At 54.9% G+C, this 21,506-nt stretch carries 18 protein-coding genes; 7 read left to right on the top strand and 11 right to left on the bottom strand.

What is annotated here, in order from left to right; translation table 11 throughout:
* Position 1: 1 nt before the first annotated feature.
* The 6 genes from OGY07_RS07385 to syd all read right to left on the bottom strand — a co-directional run bounded on the left by OGY07_RS07385 (position 2) and on the right by syd (position 5,937).
* Positions 2-1,342, bottom strand: coding sequence for an enolase C-terminal domain-like protein (locus OGY07_RS07385; protein ID WP_042289059.1), 1,341 nt, complete (start codon positions 1,340-1,342; stop codon positions 2-4).
* Positions 1,343-1,344: 2 nt separating this feature from the next.
* The gene (gene gudP, locus OGY07_RS07390) at positions 1,345-2,697 is read right to left on the bottom strand and encodes a galactarate/glucarate/glycerate transporter GudP (RefSeq protein ID WP_042288816.1); all 1,353 of its coding nucleotides are present in this window, start codon (positions 2,695-2,697) and stop codon (positions 1,345-1,347) included.
* A gap of 479 nt (positions 2,698-3,176) precedes the next feature.
* A complete protein-coding gene (locus OGY07_RS07395) occupies positions 3,177-3,626 on the bottom strand; it encodes a flavodoxin (protein WP_042288819.1) in 450 nt (149 codons plus the stop codon).
* An 18-nt stretch (positions 3,627-3,644) separates the two neighbouring features.
* A complete protein-coding gene (truC, locus tag OGY07_RS07400; protein ID WP_286599665.1) occupies positions 3,645-4,427 on the bottom strand; it encodes a tRNA pseudouridine(65) synthase TruC in 783 nt (260 codons plus the stop codon).
* Positions 4,427-4,756 carry a YqcC family protein gene (locus OGY07_RS07405; protein ID WP_042288825.1) on the bottom strand — a complete coding sequence of 110 codons (330 nt, stop codon included), beginning with the start codon at positions 4,754-4,756 and terminating at the stop codon, positions 4,427-4,429. The genes truC and OGY07_RS07405 overlap by 1 nt, the downstream gene beginning before the upstream one ends.
* A 635-nt stretch (positions 4,757-5,391) precedes the next feature.
* Complete coding sequence (gene syd, locus OGY07_RS07410; RefSeq protein ID WP_042288827.1) at positions 5,392-5,937, bottom strand: SecY-interacting protein; 546 nt, start codon at positions 5,935-5,937, stop codon at positions 5,392-5,394.
* A 68-nt stretch (positions 5,938-6,005) separates the two neighbouring features.
* Here syd and queF point away from each other — a divergent pair, with 68 nt between their 5' ends.
* From queF to xni, 5 genes are all read left to right on the top strand, one after another.
* Positions 6,006-6,854, top strand: a complete 849-nt coding sequence (gene queF / locus OGY07_RS07415; protein ID WP_042288829.1) for an NADPH-dependent 7-cyano-7-deazaguanine reductase QueF — start codon at positions 6,006-6,008, stop codon at positions 6,852-6,854.
* A 112-nt stretch (positions 6,855-6,966) separates the two neighbouring features.
* Positions 6,967-8,331: a nucleotide 5'-monophosphate nucleosidase PpnN gene (gene ppnN / locus OGY07_RS07420; RefSeq protein ID WP_042288832.1), complete on the top strand. Its 1,365-nt coding sequence runs from the start codon at positions 6,967-6,969 to the stop codon at positions 8,329-8,331.
* Positions 8,332-8,857: 526 nt separating this feature from the next.
* Positions 8,858-10,147: an HAAAP family serine/threonine permease SdaC gene (gene sdaC, locus OGY07_RS07425; RefSeq protein ID WP_042288834.1), complete on the top strand. Its 1,290-nt coding sequence runs from the start codon at positions 8,858-8,860 to the stop codon at positions 10,145-10,147.
* 59 nt (positions 10,148-10,206) lie between these two features.
* Entirely contained in the window at positions 10,207-11,574 is a 1,368-nt protein-coding gene (gene sdaB / locus OGY07_RS07430; RefSeq protein WP_042288836.1) for an L-serine ammonia-lyase II, read from the top strand.
* A gap of 108 nt (positions 11,575-11,682) precedes the next feature.
* Positions 11,683-12,441: a flap endonuclease Xni gene (xni, locus tag OGY07_RS07435; RefSeq protein WP_042288840.1), complete on the top strand. Its 759-nt coding sequence runs from the start codon at positions 11,683-11,685 to the stop codon at positions 12,439-12,441.
* A 9-nt stretch (positions 12,442-12,450) separates the two neighbouring features.
* Here xni and fucA read toward each other — a convergent pair whose 3' ends face one another.
* The 5 genes from fucA to OGY07_RS07460 all read right to left on the bottom strand — a co-directional run bounded on the left by fucA (position 12,451) and on the right by OGY07_RS07460 (position 17,796).
* Complete coding sequence (gene fucA / locus OGY07_RS07440; RefSeq protein ID WP_060569373.1) at positions 12,451-13,098, bottom strand: L-fuculose-phosphate aldolase; 648 nt, start codon at positions 13,096-13,098, stop codon at positions 12,451-12,453.
* A gap of 47 nt (positions 13,099-13,145) precedes the next feature.
* Positions 13,146-14,144: a LacI family DNA-binding transcriptional regulator gene (locus tag OGY07_RS07445; protein WP_042288844.1), complete on the bottom strand. Its 999-nt coding sequence runs from the start codon at positions 14,142-14,144 to the stop codon at positions 13,146-13,148.
* Positions 14,145-14,285: 141 nt separating this feature from the next.
* The gene (locus OGY07_RS07450) at positions 14,286-15,236 is read right to left on the bottom strand and encodes an ABC transporter substrate-binding protein (RefSeq protein WP_060569372.1); all 951 of its coding nucleotides are present in this window, start codon (positions 15,234-15,236) and stop codon (positions 14,286-14,288) included.
* A 73-nt stretch (positions 15,237-15,309) separates the two neighbouring features.
* Positions 15,310-16,293, bottom strand: coding sequence for an ABC transporter permease (locus OGY07_RS07455; RefSeq protein WP_042288851.1), 984 nt, complete (start codon positions 16,291-16,293; stop codon positions 15,310-15,312).
* Positions 16,294-16,296: 3 nt separating this feature from the next.
* A complete protein-coding gene (locus OGY07_RS07460; RefSeq protein ID WP_042288853.1) occupies positions 16,297-17,796 on the bottom strand; it encodes a sugar ABC transporter ATP-binding protein in 1,500 nt (499 codons plus the stop codon).
* Positions 17,797-18,270: 474 nt separating this feature from the next.
* On the opposite strand from OGY07_RS07460, the gene fucI reads away from it, so the two are divergent.
* Both fucI and fucK read left to right on the top strand, forming a co-directional pair.
* A complete protein-coding gene (gene fucI, locus OGY07_RS07465) occupies positions 18,271-20,046 on the top strand; it encodes an L-fucose isomerase (RefSeq protein WP_042288856.1) in 1,776 nt (591 codons plus the stop codon).
* Between the two features lie 50 nt (positions 20,047-20,096).
* Positions 20,097-21,506 (top strand): L-fuculokinase, encoded by a 1,410-nt coding sequence (fucK, locus tag OGY07_RS07470; protein ID WP_286599675.1) that lies wholly within the window; start codon positions 20,097-20,099, stop codon positions 21,504-21,506.

Consider the following 21,506-nt stretch of genomic DNA (forward strand, 5'->3'; position numbering starts at 1 on the left):
ATCAGTGACGACCGAAAACGGGGCGTTTGCGGTCAAAAGTCCAGCCGGGGATCAGATACTGCATCGGGCCTGCGTCATTGCGCGCGCCGCCGGGCAGCTTTTTGTACGCTTCATGCGCCTTATGCACCTGATCCCAGTCCAGCTCAACGCCCAGCCCGGGCGCGTCCGGAACGGCAATTTTGCCGTTTTTGATCTCCAGAGGATGTCGGGTCAGGCGGCAATCACCCTCCTGCCAAATCCAGTGGGTATCAATGGCGGTCGGTTTGCCTGGCGCGGCCGCGCCAACGTGAGTAAACATCGCCAGAGAGATATCAAAGTGATTGTTGGAATGGCAGCCCCAGGTCAGGCCCCAGTCGTCACACAGTTGCGCCACGCGCACCGCGCCGGAAAGCGTCCAGAAATGCGGATCGGCGAGCGGAATATCAACGGCGTTGAGCATCACCGCGTGGCCCATCTCGCGCCAGTTGGTCGCGATCATGTTGGTTGCGACCGGCAGCCCGGTCGCCCGGCGGAATTCCGCCATCACTTCGCGACCGGAGAAGCCCTGTTCCGCGCCGCAGGGATCTTCCGCGTAGGTCAGCACATCGTTCAGCCCTTTGCATAACGCAATGGCTTCATCCAACCGCCAGGCGCCGTTCGGATCAACGGTGATACGCGCATCCGGAAAACGTGTTTTCAGCGCACGGGCAGTTTCAATCTCCTGCTCGCCCGGCAGAACGCCGCCCTTGAGTTTAAAATCTTTAAAGCCGTAGCGATCCTGCGAGGCTTCCGCCAGACGCACGACCGCGTCGCGGGTTAATGCTTCCTGATGGCGCAGATGATACCAGTCGTGGTTCCCCGGGGTGTTTTCCAGATAGGGCAGATCGGTTTTTGTACGATCGCCGATATAGAACAGGTAACCCAGCACCGTCACCGCATCGCGCTGCTTGCCAGGCCCTAACAGCTCACAGACTGGCACATTCAGCGCTTTGCCCAGCAGGTCGAGCAGCGCCGCTTCCAGCGCGGCGACCGCGTTAACGCGCAGTTCAAACGTCCACGCCCCTTTGCCGAAGGTGTCAAAGTCTGCAGCCTGGTTGCCTTTATGCACCCGCTGAACCACTTTATTCAGCCGGGCCACCTCCTGACCGAGCACCATCGGAATGGCATCGACCAGCGTTTGATAAATCACGTCTCCGCCCGGCGCTTCGCCAACGCCGGTATTCCCGGCGTTGTCGGTGAGCACCACGATATTTCGGGTGAAGTACGCGTTATGCGCGCCGCCGATGTTCAGCAGCATACTGTCATGTCCGGCCACCGGAATGACCTTCATGTCGGTGATAACAGGACTCGATTGCGTTGTCATGATCATTGCCCCGCAACAGGTTTCAGTTCGACACGTTTAATATCACCCACCAGCACCAGGTAGCTCAGCACCGCGACCAACGCATGGATCCCCACGTAGATCAGCGCGCCGTTGAAGGAGCCGGTCGTGCCGACAATGTAGCCGATGGCGATAGGCGTCACGATACCGGAAATGTTGCCGAACATGTTGAACAAACCGCCGCTCAGACCGCTGATCTCTTTCGGCGCGGTGTCCGCCATTACCGCCCAGCCCAGCGCGCCAATCCCTTTACCGAAGAACGCCAGCGCCATAAAGCCGATGATCATCCACTCGACGTTAACGTAGTTACAGAACACCATCACCATCGACAGCAGCATCCCCATCACAATCGGCGTTTTACGGGCGATATTCAGCGAGCCGGTACGGCGCATCAGCCAGTCGGAGATAATGCCGCCCAGTACGCCGCCAACAAAGCCGCAGATGGCGGGAACCGAGGCCACAAAACCCGCTTTCAGTATCGACATGCCCCGCGCCTGCACCAGATAAACCGGGAACCAGGTGATAAAGAAGTACGTCAACGCATTGATGCAGTACTGGCCGATATAAACCCCGATCATCATGCGTGAGCCCAGCAGTTGCTTGATCTGTCCCCATTTCACGCTGAACGGCACTTTAGCTTTGTTGCTCTTCTGATCCATGTTGATCAGCGCGCCGCCCTCTGCAATGTACTCAAGCTCTTTCTGGTTGACGCCCGGATGCTGGTTCGGCTCGTGGATCACCTTCAACCAAATGAAGCTGATGACGATACCCAGTCCGCCCATGAAGAAGAACACGTGCGACCAGCCTACTTCGTGGGTCAGCCAGCCCATGATGGGGGCGAAAATAACGGTGGCAAAGTATTGCGCGGAGTTAAAAATCGCCACCGCGGTTCCCCTTTCCTGCGCCGGGAACCACGCTGCGACGATACGGCTATTGCCCGGGAAAGAGGGCGCTTCCGCCAGACCGACCAGGAAACGTAGCGTAAACAGCGCGACGATAATGCCGAAGCCGCTAAAGATATCGACGAAGCCCTGCAGGAGGGTAAACATCGACCAGATAAAGATGGACCAGAAGTAGACGCGTTTGGAACCAAAGCGGTCGAGCAGCCAGCCCCCCGGAATTTGACCGATAACGTAGGCCCATGAGAACGCAGAGAAAACGTAACCCATACCGACCGGATCGAGGCCAATGTCTTTGGCCATCTCGGAACCAGCGATGGAAAGCGTCGCGCGGTCGCCGTAGTTGAAGGATGTGACGATAAACAGCATCACCACTATCCAGTAGCGGGCGTTAGTGCGTTTTTCCGCACTGCTCGCAGCCTGACTTAATGAACTCATTGTTGCACTCCTGAATTTTCGCGTTAGTCACGCTCACTCTGAACTGCACAGCCGGTAGGGAATCAGAGGTGACGTTTCATACATGGCAGCTTTTTGTAGGTCGTTCGCCTTGCGTACTGCTTTTTTATAACTGGCAGGAGAAGTATAAAAAGCGCCAGGAGGTTGCTCACCGTGCAACAACACAACATTTCAGGGGGATAACGCGTCGGTTTGTGGCAAAAGCCCAGGGTAATGGAAGCGACTTCACGGAAATGAAAAGCAGTCAGGGAATTCGCCCGGCAGGAGAGGCAGAAAAGGCAGGAGTGTGAATCAGGTCGCTTGACCCTATGAAAACGTCAATAAAAACCCTTTCATCTGAAAGGATTTTAGGCATTTGCCCGATGCTAACACGATTCAGTTTTGACTAAACTGATTTCAGGTTGTCCCCCTTGCTTACTGGCGCAAGCGGGAGTCCCTCCCGGTAGGGGGAGGGTTTACTCTCACGATAAAAGCGTTCCCCACTGTTCCACCCAGGGATTCGATTCGCTTTCGGGTTCCGGATGTTCGCTGGCATCAATCAACAGCATCTCGCCGACGCGCTGCGCGCGCTGTTCCTGCAGCAGGGCATCAAATTGTTTGCCGCCGTTACAGAAATTCACGTAACTGCTGTCGCCCAGCGCGATAACGCCGTAGCGCAAATTGGGCTGAAACCCCAGATTATCCTTTATGCCCTGAAACAGCGGCACGATGCTGTCAGGTAAATCTCCCTGCCCCGTTGTGGAGGTCACCACCAGTGCGACGTTATCCTGATAGTTCTGCCAGTCGCTCAGTTCAGGATCTTCATAAACGGTCGCCTCATGTCCCTGCGCCGTGAGGATCGCTTCGGCTTCTTCGGCAACCAACAGCGAGTTTCCGTACATCGTCCCGACAAAAATGCCTATTTTCGCCATGCTTACTGACTCCCTGAGTTACGAATTTACGCCTTCATCCTGACCTGCCGACGCGCTTAACTCAACCCTTTCATTGTCGGGGAGACATCCTCGCCAGCCAAAATGCGCCAGCGCCTGCATCCAGACCGCATCCAGCCCGGCGCGAATCGTCAGCGGCTCGCCGGTAAAGGGATGTGTCAGAGAGAGCGCGCTGGCGTGCAGCATGAGACGGTGGCAGCCGAAATGTTCCGCTGCGCTGCGGTTTTGCCGCAGATCGCCATGCTTGCTGTCGCCGATAATCGGATGACGCAGATGCGCGAGGTGACGCCTGAGCTGATGCTTGCGGCCGGTTTTTGGCTCTAACGCCACCAGACCGTAACGCGTCGTTGGATACCGCCCGGTTGCCACCGGCATTTCTACGGTCGCCAGACCACGATAATGGGTCACCGCTGGCTGCGGCTCTTTATCCTCGCGGGCAAATTTATCGGCGATTTTGTCCCGTTCTTCTACCAGCGGATAGTCGAGCACCGCGTCGTCCATCAGCCAGCCGCGTACAATCGCGTGGTAGCGCTTTTGGATCTGATGCTGCTCAAACTGCTGCGCCAGCCGTCGTCCGGCTTCGCTGGATAACCCCATCAGCAGGACGCCGGAGGTGGGCCTGTCGAGACGGTGGGCGGTAAAAACGTGCTGACCAATCTGATCGCGCACGGTCTGCATCACCACCACTTTTTCATCACGTTCGAGCCAGCTGCGGTGCACCAGCCAACCGGAGGGTTTATTGACCGCCACCAGCCATTCGTCCTGATACAGAATCTCCAGCATCAGGATTTATCTTGCGCAAACAGCGCATCCAGCGCCTGCAGCGCGGCGATCAGAACCTCACGCTGCGGATGATCGGCGCTCAGCGCCACTTCGTAGTACGGCGCGACGGCAAAAGCCTCAGGCAATGGCTGCGCGCTGTCCAGCAGGGCATGCATCCGGGGGATCAACACCCATTGCAGCCACTCGAGCGGCTCCATGGTATCCATGCAAAAAGGCTGCGTACTGGTAAACAGGTGGGCTTCGGGTTCATCCATCCGCCAGTGTTGATGCTCGCGCAGCAGCGCTTCCAGTGCGTGAAGCTGCTGACGCACACGGTCATGAGTCGTCATGAAGTCACCTCAGTAAAGAAAAATGTGGCGCGAAGAATACCACCAGTAAAAAAAGAAATAAAAAAAGGGAGCACTGTAAAAACAGTGCTCCCGGTTCGTTTCGCAGCATTCCAGCTACTTTTAGTGCTCCCTGCTCATCCTTGACAACTTTTCCAGCGGTCTTGCGACCCGTTGTTCATCCTGAACGTGCGCATCCTGCTCACACCACCCCGATGTGAAAACTTCATCCTGAAGTGTCCTGGCCTTCCTGACCCACCGACCATCCTGACCGGCTCTCGTTCTCCTTCCTGGAGGTGTCCTTTAACGCCTTCCTGCGTTTTCCACTTTGCTTCGTCCTGAAGCCTTTCCTTGCAACACCGTCCTGGTGTGTCCTGCCAAAGCGCCATCATCCTGATGTTCGCTTCGTTGTGCGACTCCCTGTCGACGTACATAGAATCGCCTTTTTTACGCCGTCTTACAAGGGACTTACAGGCAATGCCTTAAGGAAAATTTCATATGAAAGTTGACACGAATTAGTTAACCATCTGATTTATTAGGATATTGATAATTCTTATGCCCTTAAGTCTTCACTTATCACCTGGCGATCTCCTACAGGGCGTGTAAGAGATCTCTCACAACATTACCAGGTAAATGGATTACAGAACAGGCTTAAGCTGAGTAAGGAATTCCGCAAGGGAGGGAGCCAGAACGGTGCGTTGCCGCGTTCCCAGCGTTTCTTTGATGACATCACCTGACAGATTACACACTGAAATCACCTCCAGTTCATTTTCCTGGGTGGCGATGAACAGCGTCGGCGGCAGCTTCAGACGTTTTTGCGTAACCAGATGACCAATCAGGTTTTCCTGAACCCGACGGAAATCGTCAGCGCTCCAGGTTTGCAGCAGCGTCAGCGTTTCATTGTGAAACTGTGCGGGCATATCGCCGGCAAACTGCGTGGTGTAAAACGCGTGAAGGGCAGGTTGTATCACAATATCAAAGGCGCGTTCAACCGCGTTTACATTCGACTCGCCCTCAAACGGCTGCGGCTGCCAGTAAACCGCGTCCTGAGTAGAGGAAATGATGCAGGGAGAAGGCACGCCATACAGCTCCTCGCTCATCGGCCAACTTTGCTGTTTTTCATGCCATGCGTCGCAATAACGCGTCGTAAAAGCCTTCAGGGCCAATGCAGTCTGTTCGTTCACCGGTTTCTCTCATCATAAAAGCCAGGATACACTGGAGCCATAGTGTATCTGGTTTACGACGGTGAAACATGTCTTCTTATGAAAACCATCAGGCGCTTGACGGCCTGACTCTTGGTAAATCAACCGATTACCGGGATAATTACGACGCCAGCCTGTTACAGGGCGTTCCCCGCAGCCTCAATCGCGACCCGCTCGGCCTCCACGCTGACCGCCTGCCCTTTCACGGCGGCGACATCTGGACGCTGTACGAACTGTCGTGGCTGAACGCCAAAGGCCTGCCGCAGGTCGCGGTCGGGCAGGTGGAACTGGATTACGCCAGCGTTAACCTGATTGAATCCAAAAGCTTTAAGCTCTATCTCAACAGCTTTAACCAGACCCGTTTTGACAGTTGGGACGCGGTGCGCCAGACGCTGGAAAACGATCTCAGCGCTTGCGCGCAAGGACAAGTCAGCGTCGCGCTGTACCGCCTGGATGAGCTGGAAGGCCAGCCGATCGCCCATTTTCATGGCGCCTGTATTGACGATCAGGACATCAGCATCGACAACTATCAGTTCACCACCGACGCACTGCAGGATGCCGCCAGCGGCGAAAAAGTCGTAGAGGAGACGCTGGTCAGCCATCTGCTGAAATCCAACTGTCTGATCACTCACCAGCCGGACTGGGGCTCCATTCAGATCCAGTATCGCGGCCGGAAAATAGATCGCGAAAAGCTGCTACGTTACCTGGTTTCCTTCCGTCATCATAACGAGTTTCATGAACAGTGCGTGGAACGCATTTTCAATGACCTGCTGCGCTTCTGCCAGCCGGAAACCCTCAGCGTTTACGCGCGTTACACCCGCCGTGGCGGACTGGATATTAACCCATGGCGGAGCAATACCGATTTCGTTCCTGCGCTCGGCAGACTGGTTCGCCAGTAAATTATTTCACCGTTTTGCGTGCCTGATTCCGCACTCAAGGTTGTGAAAGATCATAAGCCAGGGCTATTGTAATCAACAGGGAATGACGTTTTGCGTCCCATAAGGAGTTTACTTGATTACACATATTAGCCCGCTTGGCTCAATGGACATGCTGTCGCAACTGGAAGTCGATATGCTTAAACGCACGGCCAGCAGCGACCTGTATCAACTGTTTCGTAACTGTTCGCTTGCCGTCTTAAACTCCGGCAGTCTGACTGACAACAGCAAAGAGCTGCTGTCCCGCTTTGAAACCTTCGACATCAACGTGCTGCGCCGCGAGCGCGGCGTGAAGCTGGAGCTGATCAACCCACCGGAAGACGCTTTCGTTGACGGACGTATTATCCGCGCGCTACAGGCCAACCTGTTTGCCGTGCTGCGCGACATCCTGTTTGTCAACGGCCAGATCCATAACGCGGGTCGTTTCCAGCATCTGGATCTCGAAAGTTCGGTACACATTACCAACCTGGTGTTCTCCATTCTGCGTAACGCCAGAGCGCTACACGTGGGCGAAGCGCCAAACATGGTGGTGTGCTGGGGCGGCCACTCGATTAACGAAAATGAGTACCTGTACGCCCGCCGCGTCGGCACGCAACTGGGTCTGCGTGAACTGAACATCTGCACCGGCTGCGGGCCGGGGGCAATGGAAGCGCCAATGAAGGGCGCGGCAGTGGGTCACGCCCAGCAGCGTTACAAAGACAGCCGTTTTATCGGCATGACCGAACCGTCGATCATCGCCGCCGAACCGCCAAATCCGCTGGTCAACGAACTGATCATCATGCCAGACATTGAAAAACGTCTGGAAGCGTTCGTACGCATCGCCCACGGGATTATCATCTTCCCGGGCGGCGTCGGTACTGCGGAAGAACTGCTGTACCTGCTGGGGATCCTGATGAATCCGGCGAACAAAGATCAGGTGCTGCCCCTGATCCTCACCGGCCCGAAAGAGAGCGCCGACTACTTCCGCGTTCTGGACGAGTTTATCGTGCACACGCTGGGTGAAGCGGCGCGCAGTCACTACCGGATTATTATCGACGATGCGGCGGAAGTGGCGCGTCTGATGAAAAAAGCGATGCCGCGGGTGAAAGAGAACCGTCGTGACACTGGCGATGCCTACAGCTTCAACTGGTCGATTCGCATCGCGCCGGATCTGCAAATGCCGTTCGAACCGTCCCATGAAAATATGGCTAACCTGAAGCTGTACCCTGACCAGCCCGTTGAAGTGCTGGCGGCAGACCTGCGTCGCGCGTTCTCCGGGATCGTCGCGGGTAACGTGAAGGAAGTCGGCATTCGCGCCATCGAGCAATATGGTCCTTACAAAATCCATGGCGATAAGGCGATGATGCGGCGCATGGACGATCTACTGCAAGGGTTTGTCGCGCAACACCGTATGAAGCTGCCTGGCTCTGCATACATTCCCTGCTACGAAATCTGCGCCTGAGGCGAAAAGTCCTGAACGAACCGGAAACGGCTGCTGGCCTTTCCGGTTTTTTTATTGATACCAATAAGATAGCCTCGCTAATTAATTAGTTTCACTTATAAATCATACTCATTATTTTTATACGCAAACGATTACCCGCCCTGAGATACCGCGTTTTATCATTCTTAACTTTGCTTAGGCATCAGAAACCACCAATAAATGGCACTTTTACAGCGTAACCTCCGCATCTCTCGGGGAAAACTTCCCGTCGCTGTATCGTTAATGCTAGCCTTCGCGCGCGTAAATTCGCTTTGATGATTTTTTGACAGATTAATGATCCAATTTTATCCACATTAAAGGTGGATTATTGCATTTGGGATCGCGATCACTGATAGATTCATTGGTTATCTGTATCTTTCCGCCCGCAAATTATTACGGCGAAAAATTATATAAAAATCGTCTTTGATGAAATTTCGTTTTACGGTCGGGACTTTTTTCATTGGATTAGACCAGCAACCTGACTTTTAGCATCCTCCAGGAGAAATAGATGGAAACCACTCAAACCAGCACTATTGCTTCGATTGATTCCCGAAGCGCATGGCGCAAGACAGATACCATGTGGATGCTGGGCCTTTACGGCACGGCTATCGGTGCGGGCGTACTGTTCCTGCCAATCAACGCAGGCGTCGGCGGCATGATTCCGCTGATCATCATGGCGATTATCGCTTTCCCGATGACCTTTTTTGCCCACCGCGGCCTGACCCGCTTTGTTCTGTCCGGTAAAAACCCGGGCGAAGACATCACTGAAGTGGTTGAAGAGCACTTCGGTATCGGCGCAGGTAAGCTGATTACCCTGCTCTATTTCTTTGCCATTTACCCTATCCTGCTGGTTTACAGCGTGGCGATCACCAACACGGTGGAAAGCTTTCTGACGCATCAGCTGGCTATCACGCCGCCGCCGCGTGCGATTCTGTCCCTGATTCTGATTGTCGGTATGATGACTATCGTGCGTTTCGGCGAGCAGATGATCGTGAAAGCGATGAGCATCCTGGTGTTCCCGTTTGTGGCAGCGCTGATGCTGCTGGCTCTGTACCTGATCCCGCAGTGGAACGGCGCGGCGCTGGAAACGCTGTCCTTTGATACCGCCGCCTCTACCGGCAACGGCCTGTGGATGACCCTGTGGCTGGCGATCCCGGTGATGGTCTTCTCCTTCAACCACTCGCCGATCATCTCCTCTTTCGCGGTAGCGAAGCGTGAAGAGTACGGCGACGGCGCCGAGAAAAAATGCGCTAAGATTCTGGCGTTCGCCCACATCATGATGGTGCTGACGGTCATGTTCTTCGTCTTCAGCTGCGTACTGAGCCTGTCCCCGGCGGATCTCGCCGCGGCGAAAGAGCAGAATATCTCTATTCTGTCTTACCTGGCGAACCACTTTAACGCGCCGATCATCGCCTGGATGGCGCCGATCATTGCGATGATCGCCATCACGAAGTCTTTCCTCGGCCACTATCTGGGCGCGCGTGAAGGCTTCAACGGCATGGTTATCAAATCTCTGCGTGGTAAAGGTAAATCCATCGAGATCAACAAACTGAACCGCATCACCGCGCTGTTCATGCTGGTGACCACCTGGATTGTCGCGACGCTGAACCCGAGCATTCTCGGTATGATCGAAACCCTGGGCGGCCCGATCATCGCGATGATTCTGTTCCTGATGCCGATGTACGCGATTCAGAAAGTACCGGCAATGCGTAAGTACAGCGGCCATATCAGCAACGTCTTCGTTGTCATCATGGGTCTGATCGCTATCTCCGCAATTTTCTACTCTCTGTTCAGCTAAGTTTTACAGCGCCGCCTGTGGGCGGCGCGTCCTCCCGAGCTTTATTTAATGGAAGTCCTATGATTAGCGTCTTCGATATCTTCAAAATCGGCATTGGCCCTTCCAGTTCTCATACCGTTGGACCAATGAAGGCAGGCAAACAGTTCACGGACGATCTGATTGCCCGCAACATGCTTACCGATGTCACCCGCGTCGTGGTGGATGTTTATGGCTCTCTGTCTTTGACGGGGAAAGGCCACCACACCGATATCGCGATTATTATGGGTCTGGCGGGAAATCTGCCGGACAGCGTCGACATCGATGCCATTCCAAGTTTCATTCAGGATGTGAATACCCACGGGCGTCTGCTGCTGGCAAATGGTCAGCATGAGGTCGAATTCCCGGTGGATAAGTGCATGAATTTCCATGCCGACAACCTGTCCCTGCACGAGAACGGTATGCGCATTACCGCGTTGGCAGGAGAAACCGTCCTCTACAGCCAGACTTATTACTCCATTGGCGGCGGCTTCATCGTCGATGAAGACCATTTCGGCTTACCGAACAGTGCGCCGGTCGAAGTGCCCTATCCATACAAATCTGCCGCCGATCTGCAAAGACATTGCGCAGAAACCGGGCTCTCGCTTTCCGGCCTGATGATGCAAAACGAACTGGCGCTGCACAGCAAAGAAGAGCTGGAACAGCACTTTGCCAACGTCTGGGAAGTGATGCGCAGCGGTATTGAGCGCGGCATTACCACCGAAGGCGTTCTGCCCGGAAAATTGCGTGTGCCGCGCCGTGCGGCGGCGCTGCGCCGGATGCTGGTCAGCCAGGATAAAACCACGACCGATCCAATGGCCGTCGTGGACTGGATCAACATGTTCGCGCTGGCGGTTAACGAAGAAAACGCCGCCGGTGGGCGCGTAGTCACCGCACCGACCAACGGCGCCTGCGGTATCGTTCCGGCGGTGCTGGCGTACTACGATAAGTTCATCCGTGAAGTGAATGCGAACTCGCTGGCCCGCTATATGCTGGTTGCCAGTGCGATTGGCTCGCTGTACAAAATGAACGCCTCCATTTCCGGTGCGGAAGTAGGCTGCCAGGGCGAAGTCGGCGTGGCGTGCTCTATGGCGGCGGCGGGTCTGGCGGAACTGCTGGGCGGCAGCCCGGCGCAGGTGTGCATAGCAGCGGAAATCGGCATGGAACACAATCTCGGTCTGACCTGCGACCCGGTCGCGGGACAAGTACAGGTGCCGTGCATCGAACGTAACGCGATCGCCTCGGTGAAAGCGGTCAACGCGGCGCGTATGGCGCTGCGTCGCACCAGCGAACCGCGCGTCTGCCTCGATAAAGTGATCGAAACCATGTATGAAACCGGAAAAGACATGAACGCCAAATACCGCGAAACCTCCCGCGGCGGTCTGGCGATGAAAATCGTCACCTGCGACTAACGCCTGCCGTCTGCCCGGTGGCATAGCGCTTACCGGGCAAACCACGCCAGGCTCGCCTCATTTCGCCGTGAATGTTACCCTACCCGCAGGTTGTAAAGGGAGAACACCGTGGCTGTCCATCTGCTTATTGTCGACGCGCTCAATTTGATTCGCCGCATTCATGCCGTGCAGGGTTCGCCGTGCGCGCAGACCTGCCAGCACGCGCTGGATCAGCTGATTCTCCACAGCCAACCCACCCACGCCGTGGCGGTATTTGATGATGAAGCGCGAAACAGCGGATGGCGTCACCAACGGCTTCCGGATTACAAAGCGGGTCGCCCGCCAATGCCGGATGACCTGCATGACGAGATGCCCGCTCTGCGTGCCGCCTTTGAACAGCGCGGCGTCGCCTGCTGGGTATCTGACGGTCACGAAGCTGACGACCTGGCGGCAACGCTGGCGGTGAAAGTCACTCAGGCCGGTCATCAGGCCACCATCGTGTCGACAGACAAAGGTTATTGCCAGCTTCTCTCCCCGACGCTGCGCATCCGCGACTACTTTCAGAAGCGCTGGCTGGATGCCCCCTTCATTGAAAAAGAGTTTGGCGTCTCGCCCCAACAGTTACCAGACTATTGGGGACTGGCGGGGATCAGTAGCTCAAAGGTGCCCGGCGTCGCCGGTATCGGTCCGAAAAGCGCCACGCAGCTGTTGGCGCAGTTTCAGACGCTGGAAGGACTTTACGCACACCTGGCGGAAGTGCCGGAAAAGTGGCGTAAAAAACTGGATGAGCATAAAGAGATGGCTTTTCTCTGTCGCGATATCGCCCGACTGCAAACGGATTTACAACTCGACGGCAACCTGCAGCAGCTACGGCTGGTCAAAGCGTAGTGATTGTAATTATTCCTCTATGCGCAAACCGTAAGTTTTAAATTTCTCCAGCACCACGGCAATCTCTGCATCTGATAACACGGGCACCGGGTCAACCACCGCCAGCGTACTCATGTACAGTTGCGCTAACACTTCCACCTCATGCGCCAGCCACAGCGCTTTTTGCAGATTCGCTTCGCAGGCGATCAACCCATGATGCTGCAACAGCGTGGCTTTACGATTTTTCAGCGCGACGGCGACGTGCCCGGAAAGCTCACGGGTGCCAAAGGTCGCATAAGGCGCACAAGGAATGGTATTCCCCCCCGCTGCGGCAATCATGTAATGAATAGCCGGGATCGGGCGGTTAAGGATAGAAACCGCGGTGCAATGAATCGCATGGTTGTGGACCACGGCATTCGCGTCCGGGCGCGTCTGATACGCCGCCAGATGAAAACGCCATTCGCTGGAGGGCAATTTCCCGTCTTCATAATGGCCGTCGTTATCGACAAAGACGATCATATTTTCCGTCATGCGTTCATAAGGAATGCCGCTGGGCGTAATTAACATGCCGTCCTGATAACGCGCGCTGACGTTTCCCGCCGTTCCCTGATTAAGCCCCAGTCGGGTCATTTCTAAACAGGTTTCAATGATTTCACGGGATAATTGCGTTCTTTCCATCTTTGTTCTCCGGGTAATCGGTTCAATGGCTGATTTTTTTGCGCATCTTATTTTTGTCTTACGCGCTTAATTAATTTCATTTCCACTTTTACGGTTTCTTTCACTGGTCGTTCATCGATTGCACTGAGCATCATGTCCACCGCCTTTTCAGCCCAGGCGTTTTCATCCTGCTGCATCGACCAGACGTTATTCGACAAAAACCCAAGCATCGGATGTTCGTCAAAGGTGCCGATATTGATGTCAGGCGGCACGACGCCAACGCGATCGCGGATCGCTCTCACCGCCCCTTCGAGAACCGGCAATGAGGACGCGATAAACGCTTGCGGGCATCCTTGTTCATCCATCAGCGTTTGCATGATCTCGTAACCGCCTTCCGGGGTGTTTACCGGCCCTTCGCGCACCCAGTCACGATGGTGAATGCCTTTTTCTCTGAGTGCGTTCAGATAACCGTTAAGACGGTCGCTGATACTCGGCAAACCGGTATCGCCCACCAGAAACCAGACCGGTAATTTTTCTGCGTCCAGTAATTGCCGGGTTAATTGCTCACCGCCCGACATATTATGGCTTTCCACCAGCGCGTTATCGGTATATTTAAAATCACGATCCAGCAATACCATCGGTTTTCTCACCTGGCGTAAATGATGCTGCTGATTTTCCAGGGTCGAAGGCACAATAAACAGACCATCGACATTACGGGCGATTAACGCTTTCGTTAACTTATTTTCGTAATCCACATCGTCATAGGTACAGCTGATCATCAACTGGTAGCCGGAACGCCGACAGCGCTGTTCCAGCTTTTCTGCCAGCGTGGCGAAGAAGACGTTAGAAATATTGGGAACAATGAGCCCCAGGGTATACGTTTTATTTAGCTTAAGGCTACGGGCGGAATGATTAATGACATATCCATAGCGCTCCACATATTCGTTTATTCGCGTTTGTGTCTTGAGGCTGATGCGATACTGTTCAGCTTTTCCATTTAGCACCAGTCTCACGGTCGTTACCGATAAATTCAGATCGCTGGCTATCTGTTCTACTGTCTTAGCCATGTCATTGCCCCAGTCACCGTCCAAGCGTCAATTCACAATCATAAAAGCATTTTACACTTTTGTCTTACCGCATCAGTCGCTTAAGCGTGAGCCGGCGGGCGTTACGCATAAACGGGGGCGCAGGCCTCGCCCCCCACGGCCTTATTTCTTGCCAAACGGATGCAACAGCTTGTCAATTTCCGGCGTATTGATATTTTGCGCACTGACAAATTTCACCGGAATGTCGATCTCTTTCGGCACCGTTTGGCCAGAAAGCGCCGCATTCAGCGTTTTGATCCCCTGATAGCCAATCTGAAACGCATCCTGCACCACAAACCCCTGAATCACGCCAGCATTCAGGAAATTGATAATCGCCTCAGTGCTGTCGAAGCCAATGACTTTCACTTTGCCTTTCAGGTTCTGGCTGTCGATGGCGTTGGCGACACCGAGCGTTGATCCCTCATTCGTGCCGTAGATCCCCGCCAGATCCGGGTTCGCCTGGATCATATCGATGGTTTTATCCATCGCTTTTTGCGGATCGCCATCGCTGTACTGTACCGGCAGCACCTGAATATCCGGGTACATCTCCTTCATGCGCGCAATAAATCCTTCCGAACGTTCAATCGCCGACGACGTCCCCGCTACGTGGGCGATAATGCCAACCTTGCCTTTCTTATTCACCTGCGCCGCCAGCGCGTCGGCGGCTTCCGCCCCGGCTTTGCGGTTATTGGTCGCCACGAAGCTCACCGGAATATCAGAATTAACGCCAGAGTCAAAGGTCACCACCTTGATACCGCGTGAATTGGCGGTTTCTACCAGCGGCGCCAGCGCGTTAGCGTCCAGCGCCGCCAGCAGCAGGCCGTTGGGCTTCTTCGCCATTGCGTTTTCCACCAGTTGAATTTGCTCGGCGATCTGAGTTTCATCGGCAGGGCCGACATAGCTGGTTTTATCGCCCAGCTCCTTCGCCGCCGCTTCGGTCCCCATTTTCACGGTTTGCCAGAATTCATGCTGGAAACCTTTACTGATCACCGGAAGATTTAAATCTTTCGCCAGCGCGCCGGAAGAGATGCACGCCAGCAGGGATAACGCATAAACAAGATGCCTGGTTTTCATTATGTGACTCCGTTGTGAGTGTCTCACCCTTTACGTCAGGGTCTGTATGCCCCGTGACTGCCGGGAGCGTAAATCAACGAATTTTTTTGCGTAAGGTATCAAGGTACACAGCGGCCACCACCACAATGCCCATCGCCACCATTTGCCAGAACTGGGAAACGCCCATCAGGTTCAGGCCATTTTTCAGTACGCTCATGATGAACGCGCCAATGATAGTGCCGCCGATGGTGCCAATGCCGCCCATCAGGCTGGTGCCGCCGATAACGACTGCCGCAATCGCCTCCAGTTCATAGCCGACGCCAACCGTAGGCTGCCCGGAGTTCAGGCGTGAGGCCAGAATGACGCCCGCGATGCCGGTCAGTAGCCCGCAAAAGGCGTAAACGAATATTTTGACCCGCTGGACCTTAATACCGGAGAGATGCGCCGCCACCTCATTGCTGCCGACGGCATAGACATAGCGGCCAATCACCGTTTTCTTGAGAATGTACCCGGCCACCAGCGCCACGATAACGAGATAAAACACCGGATACGGCAGCACGTCGAACAAACGCCCCTGGGCCAGCAGCTTAAAGGTGGGGTAATCGGCAAAATAGATTGCGCGGCCATCCGTCATCACCATGTTGATCCCGCGAACGGACATCATCAGCCCGAGGGTGGCAATAAACGGCGGGATGGTCATTTTGGTGACCAGCAGGCCGTTGACGTAACCGCAAAGCCCTCCGGCAATGACGCCCGCCAGAATACAGACGGGCAGCGGCAGCCCGAGGGTGGCGCAAATTCCCACCGCGACGCCGGAAAACGCCACCACTGAGCCTAATGAAAGGTCGATTCCTGCGGTGATAATCACAAAGGTCACGCCAATCGCCATAATGCCAATCACCGAGGTTTGTAACGCGATGGTCATGATATTTTCGGTATTAAAGAAAAAGGGCGAACTGAAGCTGAAGAAAATGATCAGAATGATCAGACTCAACAGCGGCGCGAGGCGCATCAGTAGCGCTTTGTTAACTTTTAATTTCTTATTATTCGTAGCAGATGAGGTGACAGAGATGGTCATGATTTAATCCTCTAACGTCGCGAACTGCATGATTTTTTCCTGTGTGGCGTTATCGGCAGTTAATTCACCGGTAATACGACCGCTGCGCATCACTAAGATGCGATCGCACATGCCTAACACTTCCGGTAATTCAGAGGAAATCATGATTATCGATTTACCTTTCGCCACCAGGCGATTCATTAATTCATAGATTTCCAGTTTTGCCCCGACATCAATTCCCCGGGTTGGCTCATCAAAAATGAGAATTTCAGTATCCTTACACACCCAGCGGGCAATAATAATTTTCTGCTGGTTCCCACCGCTTAAATTAATGGCTGCCTGTTCGAGATGCGGCGTTTTTATTCTGAGCGCGTTTACCTGCTCCTCGCTGATTTGCTGGCAACGTCGGGTATCAACATTGCCAAAGCGGTCAGAAAACTCAGGGTAATTGCCCAGCATAATGTTACGCTCGACGGAAAGATTGAGCGCCAGCCCTTCCTTCTTGCGGTCTTCCGTTAAATAACAAATACCTTGCGCGATGGCATCGGCAATATCGTTAATCACGATCGCTTTGCCGTGGAGCTTTATCGTCCCGGCATCGACCGGATCGGCGCCAAAAATCGCCCGCGCCAGTTCGGTTCGTCCAGCCCCCATCAACCCGGCGAAACCAAGAATTTCACCGCGGTGAAGGGTAAAGTGAATATCGTTCAGCACGCCTTTTCGCGTTAACCCGCAGACCTCCAGCACCGGCTCCCGGCGCGCCTTTCGCGCGCGAGGGGGAAAGATATTGCCCAACTCGCGGCCCACCATCATCGCTATCAGATCGCTGATTTTTACCGTTTCATACTCCACGGTATCGATGTACTGACCGTCGCGCATCACGGTGGCGCGATCGGCGATCAGCGCCAGTTCCTCCAGACGGTGCGAGATGTAAACAATGCCGGTCCCCTGCGCCTTGAGCAGTCGGGTAACGCGGAACAGGCTCTCAATCTCCGTTTCGGTGAGCGCCGCGGTGGGTTCGTCCATAATCAAAATTTTGGCGTTAACCGAGATCGCTTTGGCGATTTCCACCATTTGCTGCTGCGCGACCGTCAGGTCTGAGACCAACGTATCGGGGGCAATATTCAGATTGAGCTTTTGCAAAATATCCGTCGCCGCCTGGCGCTGCTGTTTTTCATCCAGCCGCCAACGGTTATTTTTACAATACTCGCGGCCAATAAAGATATTCTCTTCAACGGTTAATTCAGGAAATAAATTAAATTCCTGATGAATAATGGTGATGCCAGCATTTTGCGCGCTAAGCGGATCGCTAAACGCGATCGGTCTTCCCTCAAAGATAATCTCGCCTTCGTCCGGTTGATAAACGCCCGCTAAAATTTTCATTAGCGTTGATTTACCCGCGCCATTTTCACCTAATAGCGCATGGACTTCGCCTTTACGGAGCGTGAAATTCACATTACTCAACGCTAATACGCCGGGAAAGCGTTTCGTAATATGATTCATCTGTAAAAATGTTTCGGACATTGCTGCTTTCCTCAATAATCAGAAACCGCAGGCTGTAAATCAGGCGAAGTACGTTCTCAGGGCCGCCCCTTACCGCGAATGTGAATTCTTCCTGAAAACAGTGATACGTCACGTTGGCTCAATGCTGAATATTGCTAACTCGAGTTAGCGATTTGCCTTTTAAAGCTATTTTAGCCACCCCAAATAGCCAAATTATTTGGCGTGAATTTGTGACGCCGGGCAGACTCTTTATTTTAACCAATTGAAATAGATTGATTTTTATAGAAATCGTCATGCGCTTTTATTTGACGTAGATCGAATTTTAACCACTTCTCGTGAAGTTTCTCACAATCCCGTCAGAAAAAAGTTGTGTAAAAAACCTGCCAATACCTAAGCTAACTCGAGTTAGCAAAAACACATTTTTTCAGCCGACTGCCGCGGTGGCGCCTCTCTTCCGCCTGCGCAGCGCGTCTAAACGAAGATGAGGAACCACGCATGAAGAAAATGTCCCTGCCAAAAATCGGTATTCGTCCGGTGATCGACGGACGCCGTATGGGCGTTCGCGAATCACTGGAAACCCAAACCATGAATATGGCGAAAGCTACCGCCGCTCTGCTGACGGAAAAGCTGCGCTATGCCTGCGGCGCGCCCGTCGAATGCGTCATTGCCGACAGCTGCATTGCCGGGATGGCGGAAGCCGCCGCTTGCGAAGAAAAATTCAGCGGCCTGAACGTCGGTCTGACAATCACCGTTACCCCGTGCTGGTGCTACGGCAGCGAAACCATCGATATGGACCCAATGCGTCCAAAGGCTATCTGGGGATTTAACGGCACTGAACGCCCGGGAGCGGTGTATCTGGCTGCGGCGTTGGCGGCCCATAGCCAGAAAGGGATCCCGGCGTTTTCCATTTACGGTCAGGATGTGCAGGATGCAGGCGACAGCGCCATTCCTGCCGACGTGGAAGAGAAGCTGTTGCGCTTTGCGCGGGCAGGACTGGCGGTGGCCAGCATGAAGGGCAAAAGCTACCTCTCGCTGGGCGGTGTCTCGATGGGTATCGCCGGATCGATAGTCGATCATAATTTCTTTGAGTCCTGGCTCGGCATGAAGGTGCAGTCCGTCGATATGACCGAACTGCGCCGCCGTATCGATCATAACATTTACGACGAAGCCGAACTGGAAATGGCGCTGGCCTGGGCCGATGCCCATTTCCGCTTTGGCGAAGATAAAAATGCGAAACAATACCAGCGCAACGCTGAACAGAGCCGACACATCCTGCGCGAAAGCCTGCTGATGGCAATGTGCATCCGCGACATGATGCAGGGCAACAGCAAGCTGGCGGAGAGGGGACGCGTGGAAGAGTCCCTCGGCTACAACGCCATCGCGGCAGGTTTTCAGGGACAGCGCCACTGGACCGATCAATACCCGAACGGCGATACCGCCGAAGCGCTGCTAAACAGCTCCTTTGACTGGAACGGAGTCCGCGAACCGCTGGTGGTCGCCACTGAAAACGACAGCCTGAACGGCGTCGCGATGTTGTTCGGCCATCAACTGACCGGCACGGCGCAGGTCTTCGCTGACGTGCGTACCTACTGGTCGCCGGACGCGGTTAAACGCGTCACCGGCCATACCCTCAGCGGTACGGCGGAACATGGCATCATCCACTTGATCAACTCCGGTTCCGCCGCGCTCGACGGCACCTGTAAACAGCGGGACAGTGACGGCAACCCGACGCTGAAACCGCACTGGGAGGTGACGCAAGAGGAAGCCGACGCCTGTCTGGCAGCCACCGAATGGTGTCCAGCGATCCACGAGTATTTTCGCGGTGGCGGCTATTCGTCACGCTTCCTGAGCGAAGGCGGCGTCCCGTTCACCATGACCCGTGTGAATATCATCAAGGGACTGGGGCCGGTATTGCAGATCGCCGAAGGCTGGAGCGTGGCGCTACCGAAAGCGGTTCATGACACACTCGACAAGCGTACTGACTCCAGTTGGCCGACTACCTGGTTCGCTCCGCGGCTGACCGGCAAAGGACCGTTCACTGACGTTTATTCGGTCATGGCAAACTGGGGCGCAAACCACGGGGTGCTCACCGTGGGACATGTTGGCGCTGACTTCATTACCCTCGCTGCAATGCTACGTATTCCGGTCTGTATGCATAACGTGGACGAAGCGAAAATTTATCGCCCTTCCGCCTGGGCCGCGCACGGCATGGATATCGAAGGTCAGGATTACCGCGCCTGCCAGAACTACGGGCCGCTGTATAAGCGTTAAGATTCGACGTGGGCCGGATAGCGTAATGCCATCCGGCAACGGGAGTCCTTATGAAAAATGACGTTATTCTGGTTCTCGACTGTGGCGCAACCAACGTGCGGGCGATAGCCGTCGATCGGCAGGGCAAGATTGTCGCCCGCGCCTCGGTGCTTAACGCCAGCGAGGCGGCCACTGAAAACAGCGCGTGGCATCAGTGGTCGCTTGACGCCATACTGCAACGCTTCGCCGGGTGTTGTCGGATGCTGAGCGACGAACTGTCCGCCTGCCGGGTTCGCGGCATTACGGTGACCACCTTTGGCGTTGACGGCGCGCTGGTGGATGCGCGCGGCGAACTGTTGTATCCGGTAATTAGCTGGAAATGCCCGCGCACGGCGGCGGTCATGGACGCCATCGGCCGTTTTATGCCGCCACGCCAGCTTCAGGCGATTTCCGGCGTGGGCGCATTCAGCTTTAATACCCTGTATAAGCTGGTGTGGCTGAAAGAGAATCACCCTGCGCTTCTGGCGCAGGCGCATGCCTGGCTGTTTATCTCCTCACTGATTAATCAGTGTCTGACCGGCGAATTCACCACCGATATCACAATGGCCGGCACCAGCCAGTTGCTGGATCTTCACCAGCGCGATTTCAGCGGCGATATTTTGCAGGCCGCCGGTTTGACGCGCGCGCTGTTTCCCCGGCTGGTAGAAGCGGGTGAACGAATCGGCTTGCTGCAGCCTACCGCTGCGACGCTGCTGGGACTGCCGCCGGGCGTTCCGGTGATCTCCGCCGGACACGACACTCAGTTTGCCTTGTTTGGCGCGGGCGCGGCGCAGGACGAGCCGGTGCTCTCCTCCGGCACCTGGGAAATCCTGATGGTACGCAGTCGCCAGGTCGATACCGCGACGTTAAGCCGCTATGCCGGATCAACCTGTGAGCTGGACAGCCAGAGCGGATTGTATAACCCCGGCATGCAGTGGCTGGCCTCCGGCGTACTTGAATGGACGCGCAAACTGTTATGGACGCCCGACACGCCCTGGCAAACGCTAATTGATGAGGCACAGCGTGTACCGCCTGGCGCTGAAGGGGTCAGAATGCAGTGTGAACTGCTTACCTCCCCGCTGGCGGGCTGGCAAGGGGTAACGCTCGCCACCACCCGCGCGCATTTATACCGCGCGGCGCTGGAAGGCTTAACGGAACAGCTTCGCCAAAACCTGCATATGCTGGAAAGCATCGGGCACTTCCGGGCAACGGAGCTTCTGCTGGTGGGGGGAGGAAGCCGCAACCCGTTGTGGAATCAAATCAAAGCCAACGTGCTGAACATCCCCATTAAGGTGCTTGACGACGCGGAGACCACCGTCGCCGGGGCGGCGATGTTTGGCTGGTATGGCGTTGGCGAATTTGCCAGTCCGCAGAAGGCGCGCGAGCAGGTGCGCTACCAGTACCGTTATTTTCATCCTCAGTCACCCTATCCGTCACACTAA

Source organism: Citrobacter sp. Cs237, assembly GCF_030332325.1.
Classification (GTDB): domain Bacteria; phylum Pseudomonadota; class Gammaproteobacteria; order Enterobacterales; family Enterobacteriaceae; genus Citrobacter_A; species Citrobacter_A sedlakii.